The sequence below is a fragment of the Rhizobium sp. 22-785-1 genome (assembly GCF_053521965.1).
The window spans coordinates 323,054-338,708 of record NZ_JBNWDI010000005.1 but is presented as its reverse complement, the minus strand read 5'-3'; the positions used below and the strand labels follow the sequence as shown (position 1 = coordinate 338,708).

At 57.4% G+C, this 15,655-nt stretch carries 16 protein-coding genes; 3 read left to right on the top strand and 13 right to left on the bottom strand.

Annotation, left to right across the window (positions count from 1 at the left end):
* Positions 1–16: 16 nt before the first annotated feature.
* Entirely contained in the window at positions 17–337 is a 321-nt protein-coding gene (trxA, locus tag ACQZ5M_RS13100) for a thioredoxin (RefSeq protein WP_296016098.1), read from the top strand.
* 66 nt (positions 338–403) lie between these two features.
* Here trxA and ACQZ5M_RS13095 read toward each other — a convergent pair whose 3' ends face one another.
* The 8 genes from ACQZ5M_RS13095 to ACQZ5M_RS13060 all read right to left on the bottom strand — a co-directional run bounded on the left by ACQZ5M_RS13095 (position 404) and on the right by ACQZ5M_RS13060 (position 8,705).
* On the bottom strand, positions 404–1,747 hold the full coding sequence (locus ACQZ5M_RS13095; protein WP_296016194.1) for a bifunctional folylpolyglutamate synthase/dihydrofolate synthase: 1,344 nt from the start codon (positions 1,745–1,747) through the stop codon (positions 404–406).
* Positions 1,748–1,784: 37 nt separating this feature from the next.
* On the bottom strand, positions 1,785–2,678 hold the full coding sequence (gene accD, locus ACQZ5M_RS13090) for an acetyl-CoA carboxylase, carboxyltransferase subunit beta (RefSeq protein ID WP_449079937.1): 894 nt from the start codon (positions 2,676–2,678) through the stop codon (positions 1,785–1,787).
* Positions 2,679–2,846: 168 nt separating this feature from the next.
* The gene (gene trpA, locus ACQZ5M_RS13085; protein ID WP_296016103.1) at positions 2,847–3,674 is read right to left on the bottom strand and encodes a tryptophan synthase subunit alpha; all 828 of its coding nucleotides are present in this window, start codon (positions 3,672–3,674) and stop codon (positions 2,847–2,849) included.
* Position 3,675: 1 nt separating this feature from the next.
* Positions 3,676–4,896: a tryptophan synthase subunit beta gene (gene trpB, locus ACQZ5M_RS13080; protein ID WP_296016105.1), complete on the bottom strand. Its 1,221-nt coding sequence runs from the start codon at positions 4,894–4,896 to the stop codon at positions 3,676–3,678.
* Positions 4,897–4,898: 2 nt separating this feature from the next.
* Entirely contained in the window at positions 4,899–5,552 is a 654-nt protein-coding gene (locus tag ACQZ5M_RS13075) for a phosphoribosylanthranilate isomerase (protein ID WP_296016196.1), read from the bottom strand.
* 117 nt (positions 5,553–5,669) lie between these two features.
* A complete protein-coding gene (locus tag ACQZ5M_RS13070; protein ID WP_296016198.1) occupies positions 5,670–6,437 on the bottom strand; it encodes a M48 family metallopeptidase in 768 nt (255 codons plus the stop codon).
* A gap of 47 nt (positions 6,438–6,484) precedes the next feature.
* Positions 6,485–7,720 carry a polyhydroxyalkanoate depolymerase gene (locus ACQZ5M_RS13065; protein ID WP_296035019.1) on the bottom strand — a complete coding sequence of 412 codons (1,236 nt, stop codon included), beginning with the start codon at positions 7,718–7,720 and terminating at the stop codon, positions 6,485–6,487.
* 142 nt (positions 7,721–7,862) lie between these two features.
* Complete coding sequence (locus ACQZ5M_RS13060) at positions 7,863–8,705, bottom strand: fumarylacetoacetate hydrolase family protein (RefSeq protein WP_449079936.1); 843 nt, start codon at positions 8,703–8,705, stop codon at positions 7,863–7,865.
* 132 nt (positions 8,706–8,837) lie between these two features.
* Between ACQZ5M_RS13060 and ACQZ5M_RS13055 the strand changes: the two genes are divergently transcribed.
* Positions 8,838–9,437: a nitroreductase family protein gene (locus tag ACQZ5M_RS13055; RefSeq protein ID WP_449079935.1), complete on the top strand. Its 600-nt coding sequence runs from the start codon at positions 8,838–8,840 to the stop codon at positions 9,435–9,437.
* A gap of 157 nt (positions 9,438–9,594) precedes the next feature.
* Here ACQZ5M_RS13055 and gyrB read toward each other — a convergent pair whose 3' ends face one another.
* The 5 genes from gyrB to ACQZ5M_RS13030 form a co-directional block, all read right to left on the bottom strand.
* Positions 9,595–12,030 carry a DNA topoisomerase (ATP-hydrolyzing) subunit B gene (gene gyrB / locus ACQZ5M_RS13050; protein WP_296035013.1) on the bottom strand — a complete coding sequence of 812 codons (2,436 nt, stop codon included), beginning with the start codon at positions 12,028–12,030 and terminating at the stop codon, positions 9,595–9,597.
* A gap of 160 nt (positions 12,031–12,190) precedes the next feature.
* Entirely contained in the window at positions 12,191–12,556 is a 366-nt protein-coding gene (locus ACQZ5M_RS13045) for a helix-turn-helix domain-containing protein (protein ID WP_296077902.1), read from the bottom strand.
* On the bottom strand, positions 12,553–13,128 hold the full coding sequence (locus ACQZ5M_RS13040) for a Smr/MutS family protein (RefSeq protein ID WP_296016118.1): 576 nt from the start codon (positions 13,126–13,128) through the stop codon (positions 12,553–12,555). Before ACQZ5M_RS13040 ends, ACQZ5M_RS13045 begins: the two co-directional genes overlap by 4 nt.
* Positions 13,128–14,243 (bottom strand): murein transglycosylase A, encoded by a 1,116-nt coding sequence (gene mltA, locus ACQZ5M_RS13035; protein WP_449079934.1) that lies wholly within the window; start codon positions 14,241–14,243, stop codon positions 13,128–13,130. Before mltA ends, ACQZ5M_RS13040 begins: the two co-directional genes overlap by 1 nt.
* Complete coding sequence (locus ACQZ5M_RS13030) at positions 14,240–14,932, bottom strand: Tim44/TimA family putative adaptor protein (protein WP_449079933.1); 693 nt, start codon at positions 14,930–14,932, stop codon at positions 14,240–14,242. The genes mltA and ACQZ5M_RS13030 overlap by 4 nt, the downstream gene beginning before the upstream one ends.
* Positions 14,933–15,072: 140 nt before the next feature.
* On the opposite strand from ACQZ5M_RS13030, the gene ACQZ5M_RS13025 reads away from it, so the two are divergent.
* Positions 15,073–15,582 carry an FxsA family protein gene (locus ACQZ5M_RS13025; protein ID WP_296016124.1) on the top strand — a complete coding sequence of 170 codons (510 nt, stop codon included), beginning with the start codon at positions 15,073–15,075 and terminating at the stop codon, positions 15,580–15,582.
* Positions 15,583–15,655 lie beyond the last annotated feature (73 nt).

Here is a 15,655-nt window from a genome sequence, read left to right as displayed (position 1 = left end):
GAAAGGAGAGCCAATTATGGCTACCGTGAAAGTCGATACCTCCAACTTCCAGTCTGAAGTTCTGGACTCCGCCGAACCCGTCGTCGTGGACTTCTGGGCGGAATGGTGTGGCCCGTGCAAGATGATTGCACCGAGCCTCGAAGAGATCGCAACTGAACTCTCCGGCAAGGTCAAGGTCGCAAAGCTGAACATCGACGAAAATCCTGAGCTTGCCGCTCAGTTCGGCGTTCGTTCCATTCCTACCCTTGCTATGTTCAAGGGCGGCGAAGTGGCCGACATCAAGGTTGGCGCTGCTCCCAAGACCGCGCTTTCTGCCTGGATTTCCAGCGCCGCCTAATCGTTTGCTATACGCAAGGTAAAAAGCCCGGCTCTGCCGGGCTTTTTTCGTGAGATCATTCGCGCATTATTGCGGCGGGGTGCCGTTCAGCGCCAAGGCATTGCCCGCGAGATAAAGCGATCCGCCGATCAGGATTCGTGGCGCGGGCTTGGCCGGATCGAGGCGCTTCCCCAATTCTTCCAGAGCCTCTTCAATCGATGAAGTGGGTGCCGCCGTCAGCCCGGCATCGAAGACGGCATGGGCCAACACGACCGGATCTATTGCCGCATCCGAGCCGTGGATGGGCACAGTGAAGACGTATTCAGCGATACCTGCGAAGGCCTTGAAGTAACCCACCTGATCCTTGGTGTTGATCATTCCCGCTATCAGCACCAGCGGACGGGCACTCTTCTCTTCGAAACCGGCCATAGCCTCGGCAATGACTTCGCCGGCACCAGGGTTGTGGCCGCCATCGATCCAGATTTCGCTGCCTTTTGGCGCGAGATCGAAGATGCGGCCACGCGTGATGCGTTGCAGACGGCCAGGCCATTCAACCGAAGTCATGGCCTTCTCGATCATGCGGTCGGTGACGATGAATCCCGCCGCCTTGACGGCACGAATGGCAGCCGCGGCGTTGCCCAATTGATGACGGCCCGGCAGGCGCGGCAGCGGAGCGTCGACCAAGCTGAACTCGTCCTGATAAACCATGCGGCCATGCTCTTCATGGGCGGAAAAATCCTGCCCGTAGACCGCCGTCGGGCATTTCAGCCGCTCGGCAGTGGCAATCAGCACATCGAGTGCCGCATCATATTCCTGATGGCCGATAACGACCGGCGATCCGGTCTTCACGATGCCTGCCTTTTCCGCCGCGATCAGTTCGACGCGATCGCCGAGATAGGCTTGATGATCGAGCGAAATCGGCATGATGACCGACACGGCGGGATTGGAGATGACATTGGTCGCATCGAAGCGGCCGCCAAGACCCACTTCCAGAACCACGACATCTGCCGGCTGTTCGGCAAAGAGGACGAAGGTGACGGCGGTGAGGATTTCAAAGACGGTTATGTGCTGGCCTTCATTGGCCGCTTCCACGCGCGCCAAAGCATCGGCAAGCGTGGCGTCTTCTACCAGCCGACCGGGAGCACCGGCGACGCCGATGCGGTAGCGCTCATTCCAGTTGACCAGGTGCGGCGACGTGTGAACATGCACAGAAAGACCCGCGGCTTCCAGGAGCGCGCGACTAAAGGCCGTGACTGACCCCTTACCATTGGTACCCGCCACATGAATGACGGGCGGCAAGCGCTTATGCGGGTTGCCAAGCTTTTCGAGCAGGCGGGTGATCCTGTCCAGCGACAGATCGAAGCCCTTGGGATGAAGCTGCATCAATCTTTCGATGATGCGGTCCGCCTCGCTCATCTCAGGCTTCGTCATATCCGTCATCCACCCCTCCGGAGCGCGTTCGATGGCTTTAGGCCGTGGCTGCCAACGGCAGAGTATCCTTAGATGCGTTGGCCGGTGCCTTCGTCATGATCTTCAAGAGATCGGCGAGTGTGTCCGGGATCGCGTGTCGATCGACGACCATGTCCACCATGCCGTGATCCAACAGGTATTCGGACGTCTGGAAGCCCTCCGGGAGCTTTTCGCGGATGGTCTGTTCGATGACGCGCTTCCCAGCGAAGCAGATTTCAGCGCCCGGTTCGGCGATGTGAACGTCACCCAGCATGGCGTAAGATGCCGTTACGCCACCCGTCGTTGGGTTAGTGAGGACGACGATGTAGGGCATGCCGGCTTCTTTCAGCATATTCACCGCAACGGTCGTACGCGGGAGCTGCATCAGAGAAAGAATGCCTTCCTGCATGCGGGCGCCGCCAGAGGCGGGGAACATGACAAGCGGGCAGCGTTCCGAGATGGCGCGCTCGAACGCTTTCACGATCGCTTCGCCTGCGGCAATACCGAGCGAGCCACCCATGAACTGAAACTCATGCACGACCGCGACGATCTTCAGGCCTTGCAGCTTGCCCACACCTGCAAGAATCGTGTCTTCCTGCTCGGTCTTTGTGCGGCTGTCGCGCAGGCGATCGGCATATTTCTTGGAATCGCGGAACTTCAAGGGGTCCTGCGCAACCTTGGGCTGGGGAAGCGCTTCGTACTCACCGCCATCGAAAAGATCGGCAAGACGAGCCTTTGCCGGCATTTTCATGTGGAAGCCGGAAGCGGGAATAACCCACTTGTTCTCTTCCAGATCCTTGTGGAAGACCATCTCGCCAGTTTCCGGGCACTTGATCCAGAGATTTTCCGGGGTATCGCGGCGGCCCAGCATGGAATTGATCCGTGGGCGTACGTAATTGGTAATCCAGTTCACGTTCTTTACTCCTGACTGTCCCCGCTGAACCGACGATCATTCGGCAGCAGTTGAGCGCAATGGCGACGCATCTCTGCGACTTCGACCGAGTTCCGCTCTTCTTCTTCTTTTACATTCAAAATCAGAATGGCGATTTCAAGTCGATCATGACCTGATATCGCCCCGATGTCATGCGCGCGAGGCACGCACGCCCGTCGAAAGACCCTTTACCAAGGTCGTTACCGCGGGCACGGTGTCGTTCGTTGCCTTACCATCCTTGGTGAGGCTCAGCGCGATCTGGTTGACGATGGCCGAACCGACCACGACGCCATCCGCCACCGCACCGATTGCCTTGGCATGATCGGCAGTCTTGACGCCGAAGCCGACGCAGACAGGCAGATCCGTATGCGACTTGATCCGCTCGACAGCACCGGAAATCGTCGATGGATCGGGCAAGGCCGAGCCGGTGATGCCGTTCATCGAAACGTAGTAGACGAAGCCCGACGTATTTTTCAGAACGGTTGGAAGCCGCTTCTCATCGGTCGTCGGCGTTGCCAGACGAATGAAGTTGACGTCTTTCTGGACTGCGGGAATGCACAATTCGTCATCCATCTCCGGCGGGAGATCGACAACGATCAGTCCATCGATGCCAGCCGACAGCGCATCGTCCAGGAACTTATCGACGCCGTAAATGTAGATCGGATTGTAGTAACCCATCAGCACGATCGGCGTTTCATCATCCTGCTTGCGGAATTCGCGTGCGAGATCGAGCGTCGTTGCCAGCGTCTGTCCACCTTTCAGCGCACGCTGGCCAGCCATCTGGATCGCCGGGCCATCGGCCATCGGATCGGAAAACGGCATGCCGAGTTCGATGACATCGGCACCGGCTTCCGGCAGCGCCTTCATGATGCCGAGCGAGGTTTCGAAGTCCGGATCGCCGCCCATGAAATAGGTTACGAGGGCCGGACGATTTTGCGCACGCAGATCGGCAAAGCGCTTGTCCATACGTGCAGTCATATCAGAGTCCCATTCCCAGAATTTTACCGACCGTGAAAATGTCCTTGTCGCCGCGGCCACAGAGATTCATCAGAATGATCTCGTCCTTGCCCATCTTCGGCGCGCGCTTGATGACTTCCGCCAAAGCGTGGCTAGGCTCGAGTGCCGGAATGATACCTTCCGTGCGCGTCAGCATCTGGAAGGCGTCGAGTGCCTCATTGTCCATGATCGGCACATATTCGACGCGTCCGGCATCCTTCAGCCAGGAGTGCTCAGGCCCGATGCCCGGATAATCGAGACCGGCGGAGATCGAATGACCTTCCTTGATCTGGCCGTCACCATCCTGCAACAGATAGGTCCGGTTGCCATGCAGAACGCCCGGTGAACCGGCGGTTAGCGAAGCGCAATGCTCTTCGCCCTCCAGCCCCTTGCCGCCCGCTTCGACGCCGACGATCTTGACGCTCGTGTCATCGAGAAACGGATGGAACAGACCGATGGCATTGGAGCCGCCACCAACGGCTGCAACAAGCATATCCGGCAAACGGCCTTCCAGCGCCAGCAGTTGCTCACGCGATTCCTTGCCGATGACCGACTGGAACTCTCGCACCATTTCCGGATAAGGATGCGGGCCGGCAGCGGTGCCGATCATGTAATAGGTGTCGTCGACATTGGTGACCCAGTCACGCAAAGCCTCGTTCATCGCGTCCTTCAGCGTGCCGTGGCCTGCCGTCACCGGCTTAACTTCCGCACCAAGGAGTTTCATGCGGAACACGTTGGGCGCCTGGCGCTCCACATCGGTCGCGCCCATGTAAACCACGCAAGGAATGCCAAAGCGTGCGGCAACCGTTGCAGATGCCACACCGTGCTGACCGGCACCGGTTTCAGCAATGATGCGTGTCTTGCCCATGCGCTTGGCAAGCAGGATCTGGCCAAGGCAGTTGTTGATCTTGTGCGAACCGGTGTGGTTCAACTCGTCACGCTTGAAGTAGATCTTCGCGCCGCCGAGCTCAGCCGTCAGGCGCTCCGCAAAATAGATCGGGCTTGGGCGTCCGGTGTAATGCGTATTGAGATGCTCAAGCTCCGCCTTGAACTCCGGATCATTCTTGGCTTTTTCCCACTCGGCCTGCAGGTCGAGGATCAAAGGCATCAGTGTTTCGGCAACGAAGCGGCCTCCGTAGATACCGAAGCGTCCGTCCTCGTCGGGACCGGCGCGAAACGAGTTGGGTTTCAGCGTTTCGTTCACTTTCAAACTCCCTGCAGCCTAGCCGATCGAACCGCATCAAAAAATGCGTCGATCCTGGCCAAATCCTTTACACCAGGCGCGCTTTCCACACCCGACGATACATCCAGTCCGCTTGCTCCGGTTTTTGCCAAAGCCTCGGCAACGTTATCCGCGTTCAAACCTCCCGAAAGCATGTAATTCACGCTCTCGTCAAGAGAATGCAGAACACTCCAATCGAAGGAGACGCCATTGCCTCCCGGCAATTCGGATCCGGCCGGCGCCTTGGCATCGAACAGGAAACTGTCCGCGATCCCGATATAGGGATCGATCTTGGCAAGATCATCGGCGTCACGAATAGAAAAAGCCTTGATCACCGGCAGGCCGTAAAGCGCCTTGACGCTCAGCACACGTTCCGGGGTTTCGCTTCCATGGAGCTGGAGGATATCGGGTTTCAAAAGATCGATGATCTCATCAAGCTCGTCATTATCGGCATTGACGGTGACGGCAACCACTTTGACGCTGCCGCGCACGGCATCCGCCAGCTTACCGGCGATATCCGGCTCGATGTTGCGCGGGCTCTTCTCGAAGAAGATAAAACCGATATGCGTCGCCCCACGTCGAACCGCGCGTTCAATGGCTTCCGGCGTTTTAAGCCCGCAAATCTTGATGTCCGGCATACTGGCACTTTTCATGACTGGGACGTGACACGAAACGCCTTGCGAGTCGAGCCAAAATGCGGGCGAAGCGGACATGCGAATAAATGTTTCACGTGAATCCAAACCTGCAATTGCAGACTAGTCAAAATCGATAGCATGAAGTTGCGAGCCGTTCTGCTTCAACCATGCTTTCGCCTTCTCCATCTCGGGGCAAAGCTTCTTGCACAGCGCCCAGAATTTCGGGCCGTGATTCATCTCTTTAAGATGTGCCACTTCGTGGGCGGCCAGATAATCGATCACGCTTTCCGGCGCCATAACGATGCGCCAGGAAAAACTCAGGTTCCCTTCATGCGAACAGGAACCCCAGCGGCTGCGCGTATCTTTCATCGAGATCGAGCGCACTGGCCTGCCAACTGCCTTTGAATGGATGGTAACAAGTCGCTCCAGATCGGCCCGGGCTTCCTTCTTCAGGAAAGTCGCAACGCGCCGGCCTGTATGTTCAGGTAACCCACTCACCTTCAGCAGAGGCTGACCGTCCTCATCTTGAGTGATATGGGTTACGCCGCGCATTGAACCCGAGTGCCGGATCGTATGGAGCGTACCACGGATGGAAATGGACGCCCCGTCATTCATTCCCGTCGGCGCAGAAAACTTTGCAAATTTGGTTTCAAGCCATCCTTGATGACGATCAAGAAACATATCGACCTGCGCATGGTGGAGGCCATAAGGGATCGTCAGCTTCAGCGCCTTGCCGCCTGGCTCGATGCGCAGCGTAATACGCGTTGCCCGCTGGTTTTCCTTGATCGTGATCGGCACGTTGCGCCCGCCCACCTCGACCGTGCGCTGGGTATGCGCCGGTTTGCGGGAAGACGGTGATTTCAGGGACTTTCGAAGCAGCGAAAACATGGACACGGTCATAGCCCGTCTCGCCGCGAAAAGCCATCCGCTCTCGTTCAGGGCCGGCGCTGATGCGTCTGAAAAAAAGCTATCATTTGCGGCACGATTTCATTGCGAAAGCGAGAGCCGTTGAAGACGCCGTAATGGCCGACATCCGGCTGCATATAATGGCGACGTTTGTCGGCTGGCAGGTTCAGGCAAAGATCATGTGCGGCCCTGGTCTGCCCGACACCGGAAATGTCGTCATTCTCTCCTTCCACGGTAAAGAGCGCGACAGTACGAATGGCAGTTGGATCAACCGCCCTGCCCCTGTGCATCATCATGCCTCTCGGAAGCGCGTGCTCGATGAAGACGGTTTCGACTGTCTGAAGGTAGAATTCGGCGGTCAGGTCCATAACGGCGAGATATTCGTCATAGAATTCCCGGTGCTTTTCCGCCGAATCGCCGTCATTCTTCACGAGGTTCAGATAGAAATCCTTGTGCGCCGTCATGTGCCGGTCGAGATTCATGGACATGAAGCCGGAAAGTTGCAGGAAACCCGGATAGACCGCACGTCCGAAGCCCGGTTGCGGCCACGGCACGGACATGACGACATTGTCGCGAAACCAGTCGATGGGCTTGGCCTTGGCGAGCTCGTTGACGGCAGTCGGATTGATGCGCGTATCGATCGGCCCGCCCATCAAGGTCATGGAGGCAGGCGCAAAGCGATCCTGATCCGCCTCCATCAGCGCAACGGCGGCGAGCACCGGAACCGATGGCTGACAGACGGCCACCACATGCGTTCCATCACCAAGGTGATGCAGCATCTCAATGATGTACGAGATGTAATCGTCCAGATCGAACCGGCCTTCGGTCAGCGCAACTGTTCGGGCGTCGATCCAGTCGGTTACATAGAGATCCGCGTGCGGCAGCAGCGCCTCGACCGTGCCACGAAGGAGCGTGGCGTAGTGGCCGGACATCGGTGCAACCAGCAAAACTTTTGGATCGTCCCGTCGATCTTCAGGCAGATTTCGATTGAAATGGAGCAACCGGCAAAAGGGTTTGGACCAGGCGATCTCTTGCGACACATCGACAGTTTCTCCACCGATCTCAGTCTTCGCGATGCCAAATTCGGGCTTGCCATAGCGGCGCGTCATTCGCTCGAAGACTTCAAAACCCGCATCGAGGCTGCGGCCAAAAGCGGTGTTGGAGAGGGGGTTGAGAGGGTTGTTGCAGGCCTGACGCATTAGATCAGCGCTGGCGCGCAAAGGTGCCATGGCCGCATGGTTCATTTCATAAAGATGATAGAACACGAATAAACGCCTCCCGTCGTCATCGTCGTCTTTTGTGACAGTCTAGCATCTTTTCGCAGTTGCACAAAACGGCTTGGTTCCCCCCTGCCCTCTTCTCCAGCGAAATGCGAAGGGCAAGGACAGGGATGAACCGCCTCGTTCGTTAGATATCGGCGACGAAAGTTTGCTTTTGAGTGCCAAGACCTTCGATGCCGAGCTCGACAACATCGCCGGCTTTGAGGAAGCGCTGCGGCTTCATGCCAAGGCCAACGCCTGGAGGCGTGCCGGTGGAGATTACGTCGCCCGGATGCAGCGACATGAACTGGCTGAGATAGGACACGACATTGGCAACGCCATAGACCATGGTCTTGCTGGAGCCGTTCTGCATGGTCTCACCATTCACCTTCAGCCACATGCCGAGGTTCTGTGGGTCGGCGACCTCATCCTTTGTAACGAGCCATGGACCGATCGGACCGAAGGTGTCGCAAGACTTGCCCTTTGTCCACTGGCCCTGGCGCTCCGTTTGGAAAGCGCGCTCAGAGACGTCATGCGAGACGCAGTAGCCAGCGACGTAATCCAAAGCATCAGCTTCCGACACGTATTTCGCTGTCTTGCCGATAACAACGCCGAGTTCGACTTCCCAGTCGGTCTTTTCGGAGCCGCGTGGAATGACGACGTTGTCATTCGGTCCCACGATCGCTGATGTCGCCTTCATGAAGATGACCGGCTCGGACGGAACAGCAGCGCCTGTTTCGGCAGCGTGGTCGGAGAAGTTCAGACCGATGCAGATGAACTTGCCTGTGCCGGCAACGCATGCGCCGATGCGATCTTCGGTTAGAACTGGCAGCGTGGACAAATCCAGTGCTGCGATTTTCTTCAGACCTTCGGGTGAAATCGCTTCCCCGCCAATATCTTTCACGTGGCCTGAGAGATCGCGGACTTTTCCTTCCGCATCGAGAATGGCGGGCTTTTCGTGGCCGGGCTGACCGACGCGCATCAGTTTCATGGATCTCTCCCAGTTGTCAGACAAGATGATGCATATATGAACGAACTATTTATCCTTGTCACCCCTTGACCATGAAGAGGCGGCAAAAATACGATCGCATCTGCCTTCCTCTCCTATTGATAAGGACACATCATGACGACCAGCAATTCGCGAGACACAGATTACCCCGTCGATCCTCTTTTCCTCGATCGCTGGTCCCCTCGCGCTTATGACGGCAAGCCAATGCCGAAGGACGATGTGTTGACCATTCTCGATGCCGCGCGTTGGGCACCGTCGGCTTCCAACCAACAGCCTTGGCGTTTTGTCTACGGGTTGAATGGATCGGCTGAGTGGGAGGACTTTGTTGGCCTTCTCATGGAGGGCAATCAGCGCTGGGCCAAGAATTCATCTGCCCTGATCGTCATTCTGTCGCGTACCTACAATCTCCGCGACGGTGAAAAGAAGCCAGCAGCGACGCACTCCTTCGACGCGGGCGCGGCCTGGTTTGCTCTCGCAATGCAGGCGCACAAGCTTGGCTATCACGCCCACGGCATGGCAGGCATATTCAAGGACAAGATCGTCGGGCAGCTGGGTGTCCCGGAAGGCTACGTCGTCGAAGCCATGGTTGCTATCGGAAAGATCGCGCATAAAAGCACGCTCCCTGACGACCTGGCAGAACGCGAAGTCCCGAGCCAGAGGCTTCCACTCTCGCAGATCGCATTCGAAGGCAAGTTCACAGGCAACGCGGACTGACTCGCAGGGGTTTACCGATTAGCCGGATTCTTGAGCCTCCAGCTTGAGCGTAACCGAAGCCTTCTTCCCTCTCGCCAATAAAAAACCCGGCATCGAAGCCGGGTTTCTTAATAAACTGTTTCACGTGAATCGTGCGCCGACACGATCCACAGCAAAATCATATATCGAGGTTTGCGACGCTCAGCGCGTTTTCCTGGATGAAGTCGCGGCGTGGTTCCACCTCATCGCCCATCAGACGGGCGAACAGGCCATCGGCATCGGTCGCATCATTGACCTTGACCTGCAGCAGCGAACGGACGTTGGCGTCGAGCGTGGTTTCCCATAGCTGCTCGGCATTCATTTCACCAAGACCCTTGTATCGCTGCATGGAAAGGCCCTTGCGACCAGCTGCGAAGATGGCCTCAAGAAGCGCGCGAGGACCGGAAATCTGCAGACTTCCATCCTTGCGCTGCAGGACCGGAACAGTCGCATAGACTTCACGGCTTCTTGCGGCCAGCTGGTCGATGTGGCGGGCGTCGGCGGAGCCGAGCAAGCCGATATCGATCGTCGAAAGTTCCTTGACACCACGGACCATGCGTTGGAAGCGCAAGCCACCATCGGCCAGAACCTCACCGGACCAGCCGCGCTCCGTCTCTTCGGCGATCATATCCAGACGACGGGAGACTTCCGCAACCGTGGCTTCCGCTTTGCTGGCGTCCGCGGAGAGTTCCGGATTGAGCGCTCCAGCAATGGCCGCCTGTTCCACGACCGACCGATTATATCGGGAATGCAGGCCGTCGATCAGCGAGCGCATGCGAACGGCGTCAGCAATCACTTCACGCAGATCTTGGCCGACGCGCACCTCACCGGAGCCAAGCGTCAGCGATGCTTCTTCGATACCCATAGAAATCAGGTAGTCTTCCAGCGCCTTTTCGTCTTTCAGATATTGGACGGACTTGCCGCGCGTGACCTTGTAGAGCGGAGGCTGAGCAATGTAGAGATGGCCGCGTTCGATCAGTTCCGGCATCTGGCGGAAGAAGAATGTCAGGAGCAGGGTGCGAATATGGGCGCCGTCCACGTCAGCATCGGTCATGATGATGATCTTGTGGTAACGCAGCTTGTCCGCGTTGAATTCGTCCTTGCCGATCGAGGTGCCGAGCGCGGTAATCAGCGTGCCGATTTCCTGGCTGGACAGCATCTTGTCGAAGCGGGCGCGCTCCACGTTGAGGATCTTACCGCGCAGAGGCAGGATGGCCTGCGTTTCACGCGAGCGTCCCTGCTTGGCTGACCCACCAGCGGAATCACCCTCGACGAGGAAGAGTTCGGATTTTGCCGGATCGCGCTCGGAGCAATCTGCAAGCTTGCCCGGCAACGAGGCGATATCGAGTGCGCCCTTGCGGCGGGTCAATTCGCGGGCCTTGCGTGCGGCCTCGCGCGCAACGGCAGCTTCCACCACCTTGCCGACGAGAATCTTTGCTTCTGTCGGGTGCTCTTCGAACCACGTGCTGAGCGCCTCGTTGACGAGGTTTTCGACGACAGGGCGCACTTCGGACGAAACGAGCTTGTCCTTGGTCTGCGAGGAAAATTTCGGATCTGGCACCTTGACCGAGAGAACCGCCGTCAGGCCTTCACGGCAGTCTTCGCCCTGAAGCGAGACCTTTTCCTTTTTGGTGATACCTGAACTATCCGCATAGGAGGTGACCTGACGTGTCAGCGCGCCGCGGAAGCCCGCCATATGCGTGCCGCCATCGCGCTGGGGAATGTTATTGGTGAAGCAAAGCACATTCTCGTGGTAGCTATCGTTCCACCACATGGCGACTTCGACCGTGATGCCGTCCTTTTCGCCACGAATGGCAACTGGTTTGTCGACCAGCGGCTTCTTGGCGCGGTCGAGATACCGTACGAAAGCTTCCAGACCGCCATCGTAAACCATCTCCTCCTGCTTGATGTCGGAGTGGCGCTTGTCGGTAAGCAGAATGCGAACGCCCGAGTTGAGGAAGGCAAGTTCGCGCAGGCGATGCTCAAGCGTAGCGTAGTTGTATTCCGTCATCGTGAAGGTGTCGGAGCTTGCCAGAAAGGTGACTTCCGTGCCCGAGCGGCCTTCATATTCGCCGATCACTTCCAGTGGCTTGTCCGCGACGCCATGGGTGAAGGAGATTTCGTGGACCTTGCCGTTGCGGCGAATACGCAGCTTCAGCCAGACGGAGAGAGCGTTGACGACCGAAACGCCGACGCCATGCAGACCGCCGGATACCTTATAGGAGTTCTGGTCGAACTTGCCGCCGGCATGGAGCTGCGTCATGATCACTTCCGCAGCCGAGACGCCCTCGCCCGTATGAATGTCGGTCGGGATACCGCGGCCGTTGTCTGTCACGGTGACGGAGCCATCGGCATTCAACGTCACGGTGACGAGATCGGCATGACCGGCCAGCGCCTCGTCGATCGCGTTGTCCACCACTTCATAGACCATGTGGTGGAGACCGGACCCATCGTCAGTATCCCCGATATACATCCCGGGACGTTTGCGCACAGCATCAAGGCCCTTGAGAACCTTGATCGAATCGGCTCCATATTCCGTATTCACGCTGTTTTCGCTCGACGGTGTTTCAGTCATAAGCATTCTTTCCAATGGGCGCTGCCAGAGCGTACCGCTTTTCGGGCGCGCAATCGCAGCGAATCACTTTCAATCCGGTTGGCCGACTATAGGAATTCCGTCCCGATATCCAAAGTCTGCGCCCCTCAAACCCTCGATAAAACAGGGGATAGCGCGACTTTCAGTCACAAGAACGGCCTTTTTGCAGCACGGCTGACAATTCGTCTATCACAGTCCGGGGCAGCTTGCGAATATCATGCGCAAGCGCATTGGCAAGAGCGGTATATTCTGGCGGAAGACCGACCGTATCAATGATGACACGGGGATGCGAAGTGCCGGCGAGGCGGAACAACTCCTCGGCATCATCCCAGATGATGTTGAAGTAGCCGGCGATGCGCTGCAACAGGTCGAAGCTCGGTGTACCCCGCTTCCCATGTTCAAGTGCCGAGAGATAAGCGGGCGACACACCGATGGCAAAAGCCATGTCCTTCTGCGTCACGCCCTTCTGCTCGCGCAGACGCCGAACGGCTTCGGCGAAGGGCGTCACGACTTGTCTCCCCGTCTGCGGGACAGCCGCACGTAAAGCGCGCCATCGCCGCCATGGTTCATGGAAGCATCCTCGTAAGAGGAGATCAGATGGCGGTACTCCGGCTTAGAGAACCACATGGGTACCGCGCGCTTCAATGCCCCATCGCTGCCCATAGACCGACCTTTACCGGTGATCACCAGCACGTGACGCAGACCGCGCTCATGCGCGCGCACGAGAAAATCGAGAAGCACCGCATGCGCCTCGCTCTGGAACATGCCGTGAAGGTCGATACGTGCTTCGAGCGCCAGTCGACCGCGCGTGAGCTTGCGCTTTACCGGCTTTTCCAATGGGTGATGAACACGATCCTTTTTCACCCCTGGCGCGGAAGACTCTGGCACAGGTTCTATAATCATCTGCGGGAATGGCGGAATGGGCTTGGCGGATGCGATGGGCGGATTAGGGGCCGGATCCACCTCGACGTCCTCGAAGACCAGCAGATCTTCCATGCGACCGGAGATCGGCCGCGCTGTGCGGGCAACCTTGCCCCACAGCACGCGCTCCTCCTTGCCGAGTTTGCGCCCACCCTTCATCAGAGATACCTTTCCGCAGCCTCTTTGGGGATGAGTATAGTGAAATCCGCGTGATTGCGCACGGTGCCTGCAAGTTCGCCCGCCTCATCTCCCGAACCGGTGAAGATATCGCCTCGTGCGGGTCCGACGATTGCGGAGCCGGTGTCGAGCGCCAGCATCAAACGGGCAAACGGCTTTCCGCCATCCAAATGGGTCAGGCTCTGCGACTGGATGAAAAAAGGAAAACCGAAGGTGTGGATCAAGCGGTCGACGGCGAGCGATCGTCCAACGACAAGAGGCACTTTAGCAGCAGCGATCGGCCCGAGCTCCAGCCCGTCTACGTCCGCCTCGCGAAAGAATATGTAGGACCGATTGTTCCAGAGCACCTCATCCACCTGGTCGGGATGATCGGCAAGCCACTGACGGATCGTCTGCATGGAGACGGTGGCAGGATCGAGTTCTCCGCGATCCAATAACAGGCGACCGATCGGGGAGAAGCGGTGGCCAGCTTTGGCCGCATAAGTCACGCGTTTCAGCGACCCGTCGGTAAATCTCAGCCTCGCGGCACCCTGGACGTGGACGAAAAACAGATCGACCTTGGATTTTGCAAAGGCAATTTCGAGCCCCCTGCCTTCAAGATAGCCCTGATCGATTTGCCGTCGATCCGGATATTCGGAAATCTCGCCGTTTCTTTCCAGAGCGAAGGCATAATAGGGGTCGATATGGGACGGGCGGTTGCTGTCATCGATATCGACCAGGTCGCCCGGGCGGTTGTAGATCGGATATTTCCAGACCTCGTCCCGGAGTGCCGAAACCTCCAGTTCCGGCTCGTAAAACGCGGTGACGAAGCCACGCTTTTCGTCCGCCAGGATAATCCGGAAGGGAACGCAGTTCTCCTCGAAGAAGGCGCGCGCCTGATCGGCAGTGTCGATCTTTGCCGTCGTTGCCTTTTCCAGCAGCACCGTGAGATCCTCAGCCGAAAGACCGAGGCTTGCACTGCGGTAGGGCTTGCCCTTTTTCATATGGGCCAGGATATCGCCCATCACGGCAAAAAGGGCTGAGGGGTCATCATGCCCCCAGCCCTCCAACTTATCGAACGACACCTTTTGAAGGTGAAACTCTCTCGTCGTAATCATGCTTCGGATTCAGTCGCGATCAGCTTCCAGTTTGGATCGCGGGAACGGATATCGCGGGAGAAGGTCCAGATGTCGTCGACTTCGGATACGTTTTCCGCATCACCATCCACCAGCTTGCCATCTTTGTTATAGGTGGCGGAAATCAACTGGCTGATGATGCGCAGCGTAATCTGTTCCTCGGATCCGCGCACCGTTGCCTGGGTGATATCGATTTTCTCGATGCCGACAAAGGTGGACTTCACCACTTCGCCGCGCTTTTCGCGTTCGGAGATCGCCGCATCGAAGCCGTCGTAGACTTCCTTGGAAAGAAGGTTCTTCAATGTGTCCCGATCGCCGTCCGCAAAGGCCATGACGATCATTTCATAAGCCATCCGGGCGCCATTGAGGAATTCTTTCGGCTGGAAAGACGGATCGCTCTCGATAAGCTGGCGCAGGGAATCATTCAGAGCAGAACCGGGTGGCGCGATCATGTCCACGCCAGCAAAACGGTTTTCATCCGTTTCGCCACGCTTCGCCAAGGTAACGACCTTGTTATCGTCATTTGGCGCTTTTGCTGCTTCACGGGCGCTGAAGGGATCGAATGGCGGCTTCTCGTTGCCGGTGCGGCGGCCAAGCACACTGCGAAGCTGGAAAAAGATCAGCACCGCCGCCACAAGGAAAAACAATGTTATGAAGTCGCTTGAGCCCATCTTTTACCGAAACCACCATTTAAATCCAATGTTGAACCATCATATAGTCTTCATCCGATCAATCTTCAAATATGCAGATTCAATCGGCGGTTCCTGCAGATCGGTTTTCTGCTCACTATCCAACACGCAAGGCTAGAAATATGCGTTTCTCACTGCTGCCGGTCATCGTGCTTTTGATGCCCATTCTGGAAATTGCCGGCTTTATCGTGGTCGGGAAGGCAATCGGCCTGTGGCCGACACTGGCATTGATCATCCTGACCTCAATGCTGGGCCTCATCATTCTGCGCAATGGTGGTTTGGGTATGGTGCGAAATCTGCAAAATGCGGGACGTACGGGCGACCAGCCAGCAGAGGCGCTTGTCAGCGGCGGCATGCGTGTCATCGCTGGTATCCTCCTTTTCGTTCCGGGATTTTTCACCGATATTATCGGGATTTTGCTGCTTGTGCCGGCAGTGCGCCGGTTTTTCTGGACGATCTTTCGACCCAATATCATCGTTGCGGATTTTGCTCGTGGCGGTTTTCGCAATGCTCCGCGTGGTTCGACATCGTCAAAGGTGGTCGATCTGGACGAGGACGATTTTCATCGCGAAGGTCCGAACAATTCACCCTGGTCACCCGATCGCAATGACCGCAATCTACCCAGAGAGTAAGTCTGCCAGACGGCGCCGGAGGGTTGTAAGCCTCGGGTCCAGATGATAGACGGCATTCACGGCATTCACTTTA

Excerpts from the sequence above, each read along its gene's own strand:
- trxA (WP_296016098.1), top strand. The coding sequence starts at position 17 with ATGGCTACCGTGAAAGTCGATACCTCCAACTTCCAGTCTGAAGTTCTG.
- ACQZ5M_RS13095 (WP_296016194.1), bottom strand. The coding sequence starts at position 1,747 with ATGACGAAGCCTGAGATGAGCGAGGCGGACCGCATCATCGAAAGATTG.
- trpA (WP_296016103.1), bottom strand. The coding sequence starts at position 3,674 with ATGACTGCACGTATGGACAAGCGCTTTGCCGATCTGCGTGCGCAAAAT.
- ACQZ5M_RS13075 (WP_296016196.1), bottom strand. The coding sequence starts at position 5,552 with ATGCCGGACATCAAGATTTGCGGGCTTAAAACGCCGGAAGCCATTGAA.
- ACQZ5M_RS13070 (WP_296016198.1), bottom strand. The coding sequence starts at position 6,437 with ATGTTTTCGCTGCTTCGAAAGTCCCTGAAATCACCGTCTTCCCGCAAA.
- ACQZ5M_RS13060 (WP_449079936.1), bottom strand. The coding sequence starts at position 8,705 with ATGAAACTGATGCGCGTCGGTCAGCCCGGCCACGAAAAGCCCGCCATT.
- ACQZ5M_RS13055 (WP_449079935.1), top strand. The coding sequence starts at position 8,838 with ATGACGACCAGCAATTCGCGAGACACAGATTACCCCGTCGATCCTCTT.
- gyrB (WP_296035013.1), bottom strand. The coding sequence starts at position 12,030 with ATGACTGAAACACCGTCGAGCGAAAACAGCGTGAATACGGAATATGGA.
- ACQZ5M_RS13040 (WP_296016118.1), bottom strand. The coding sequence starts at position 13,128 with ATGAAGGGTGGGCGCAAACTCGGCAAGGAGGAGCGCGTGCTGTGGGGC.
- mltA (WP_449079934.1), bottom strand. The coding sequence starts at position 14,243 with ATGATTACGACGAGAGAGTTTCACCTTCAAAAGGTGTCGTTCGATAAG.
- ACQZ5M_RS13030 (WP_449079933.1), bottom strand. The coding sequence starts at position 14,932 with ATGGGCTCAAGCGACTTCATAACATTGTTTTTCCTTGTGGCGGCGGTG.
- ACQZ5M_RS13025 (WP_296016124.1), top strand. The coding sequence starts at position 15,073 with ATGCGTTTCTCACTGCTGCCGGTCATCGTGCTTTTGATGCCCATTCTG.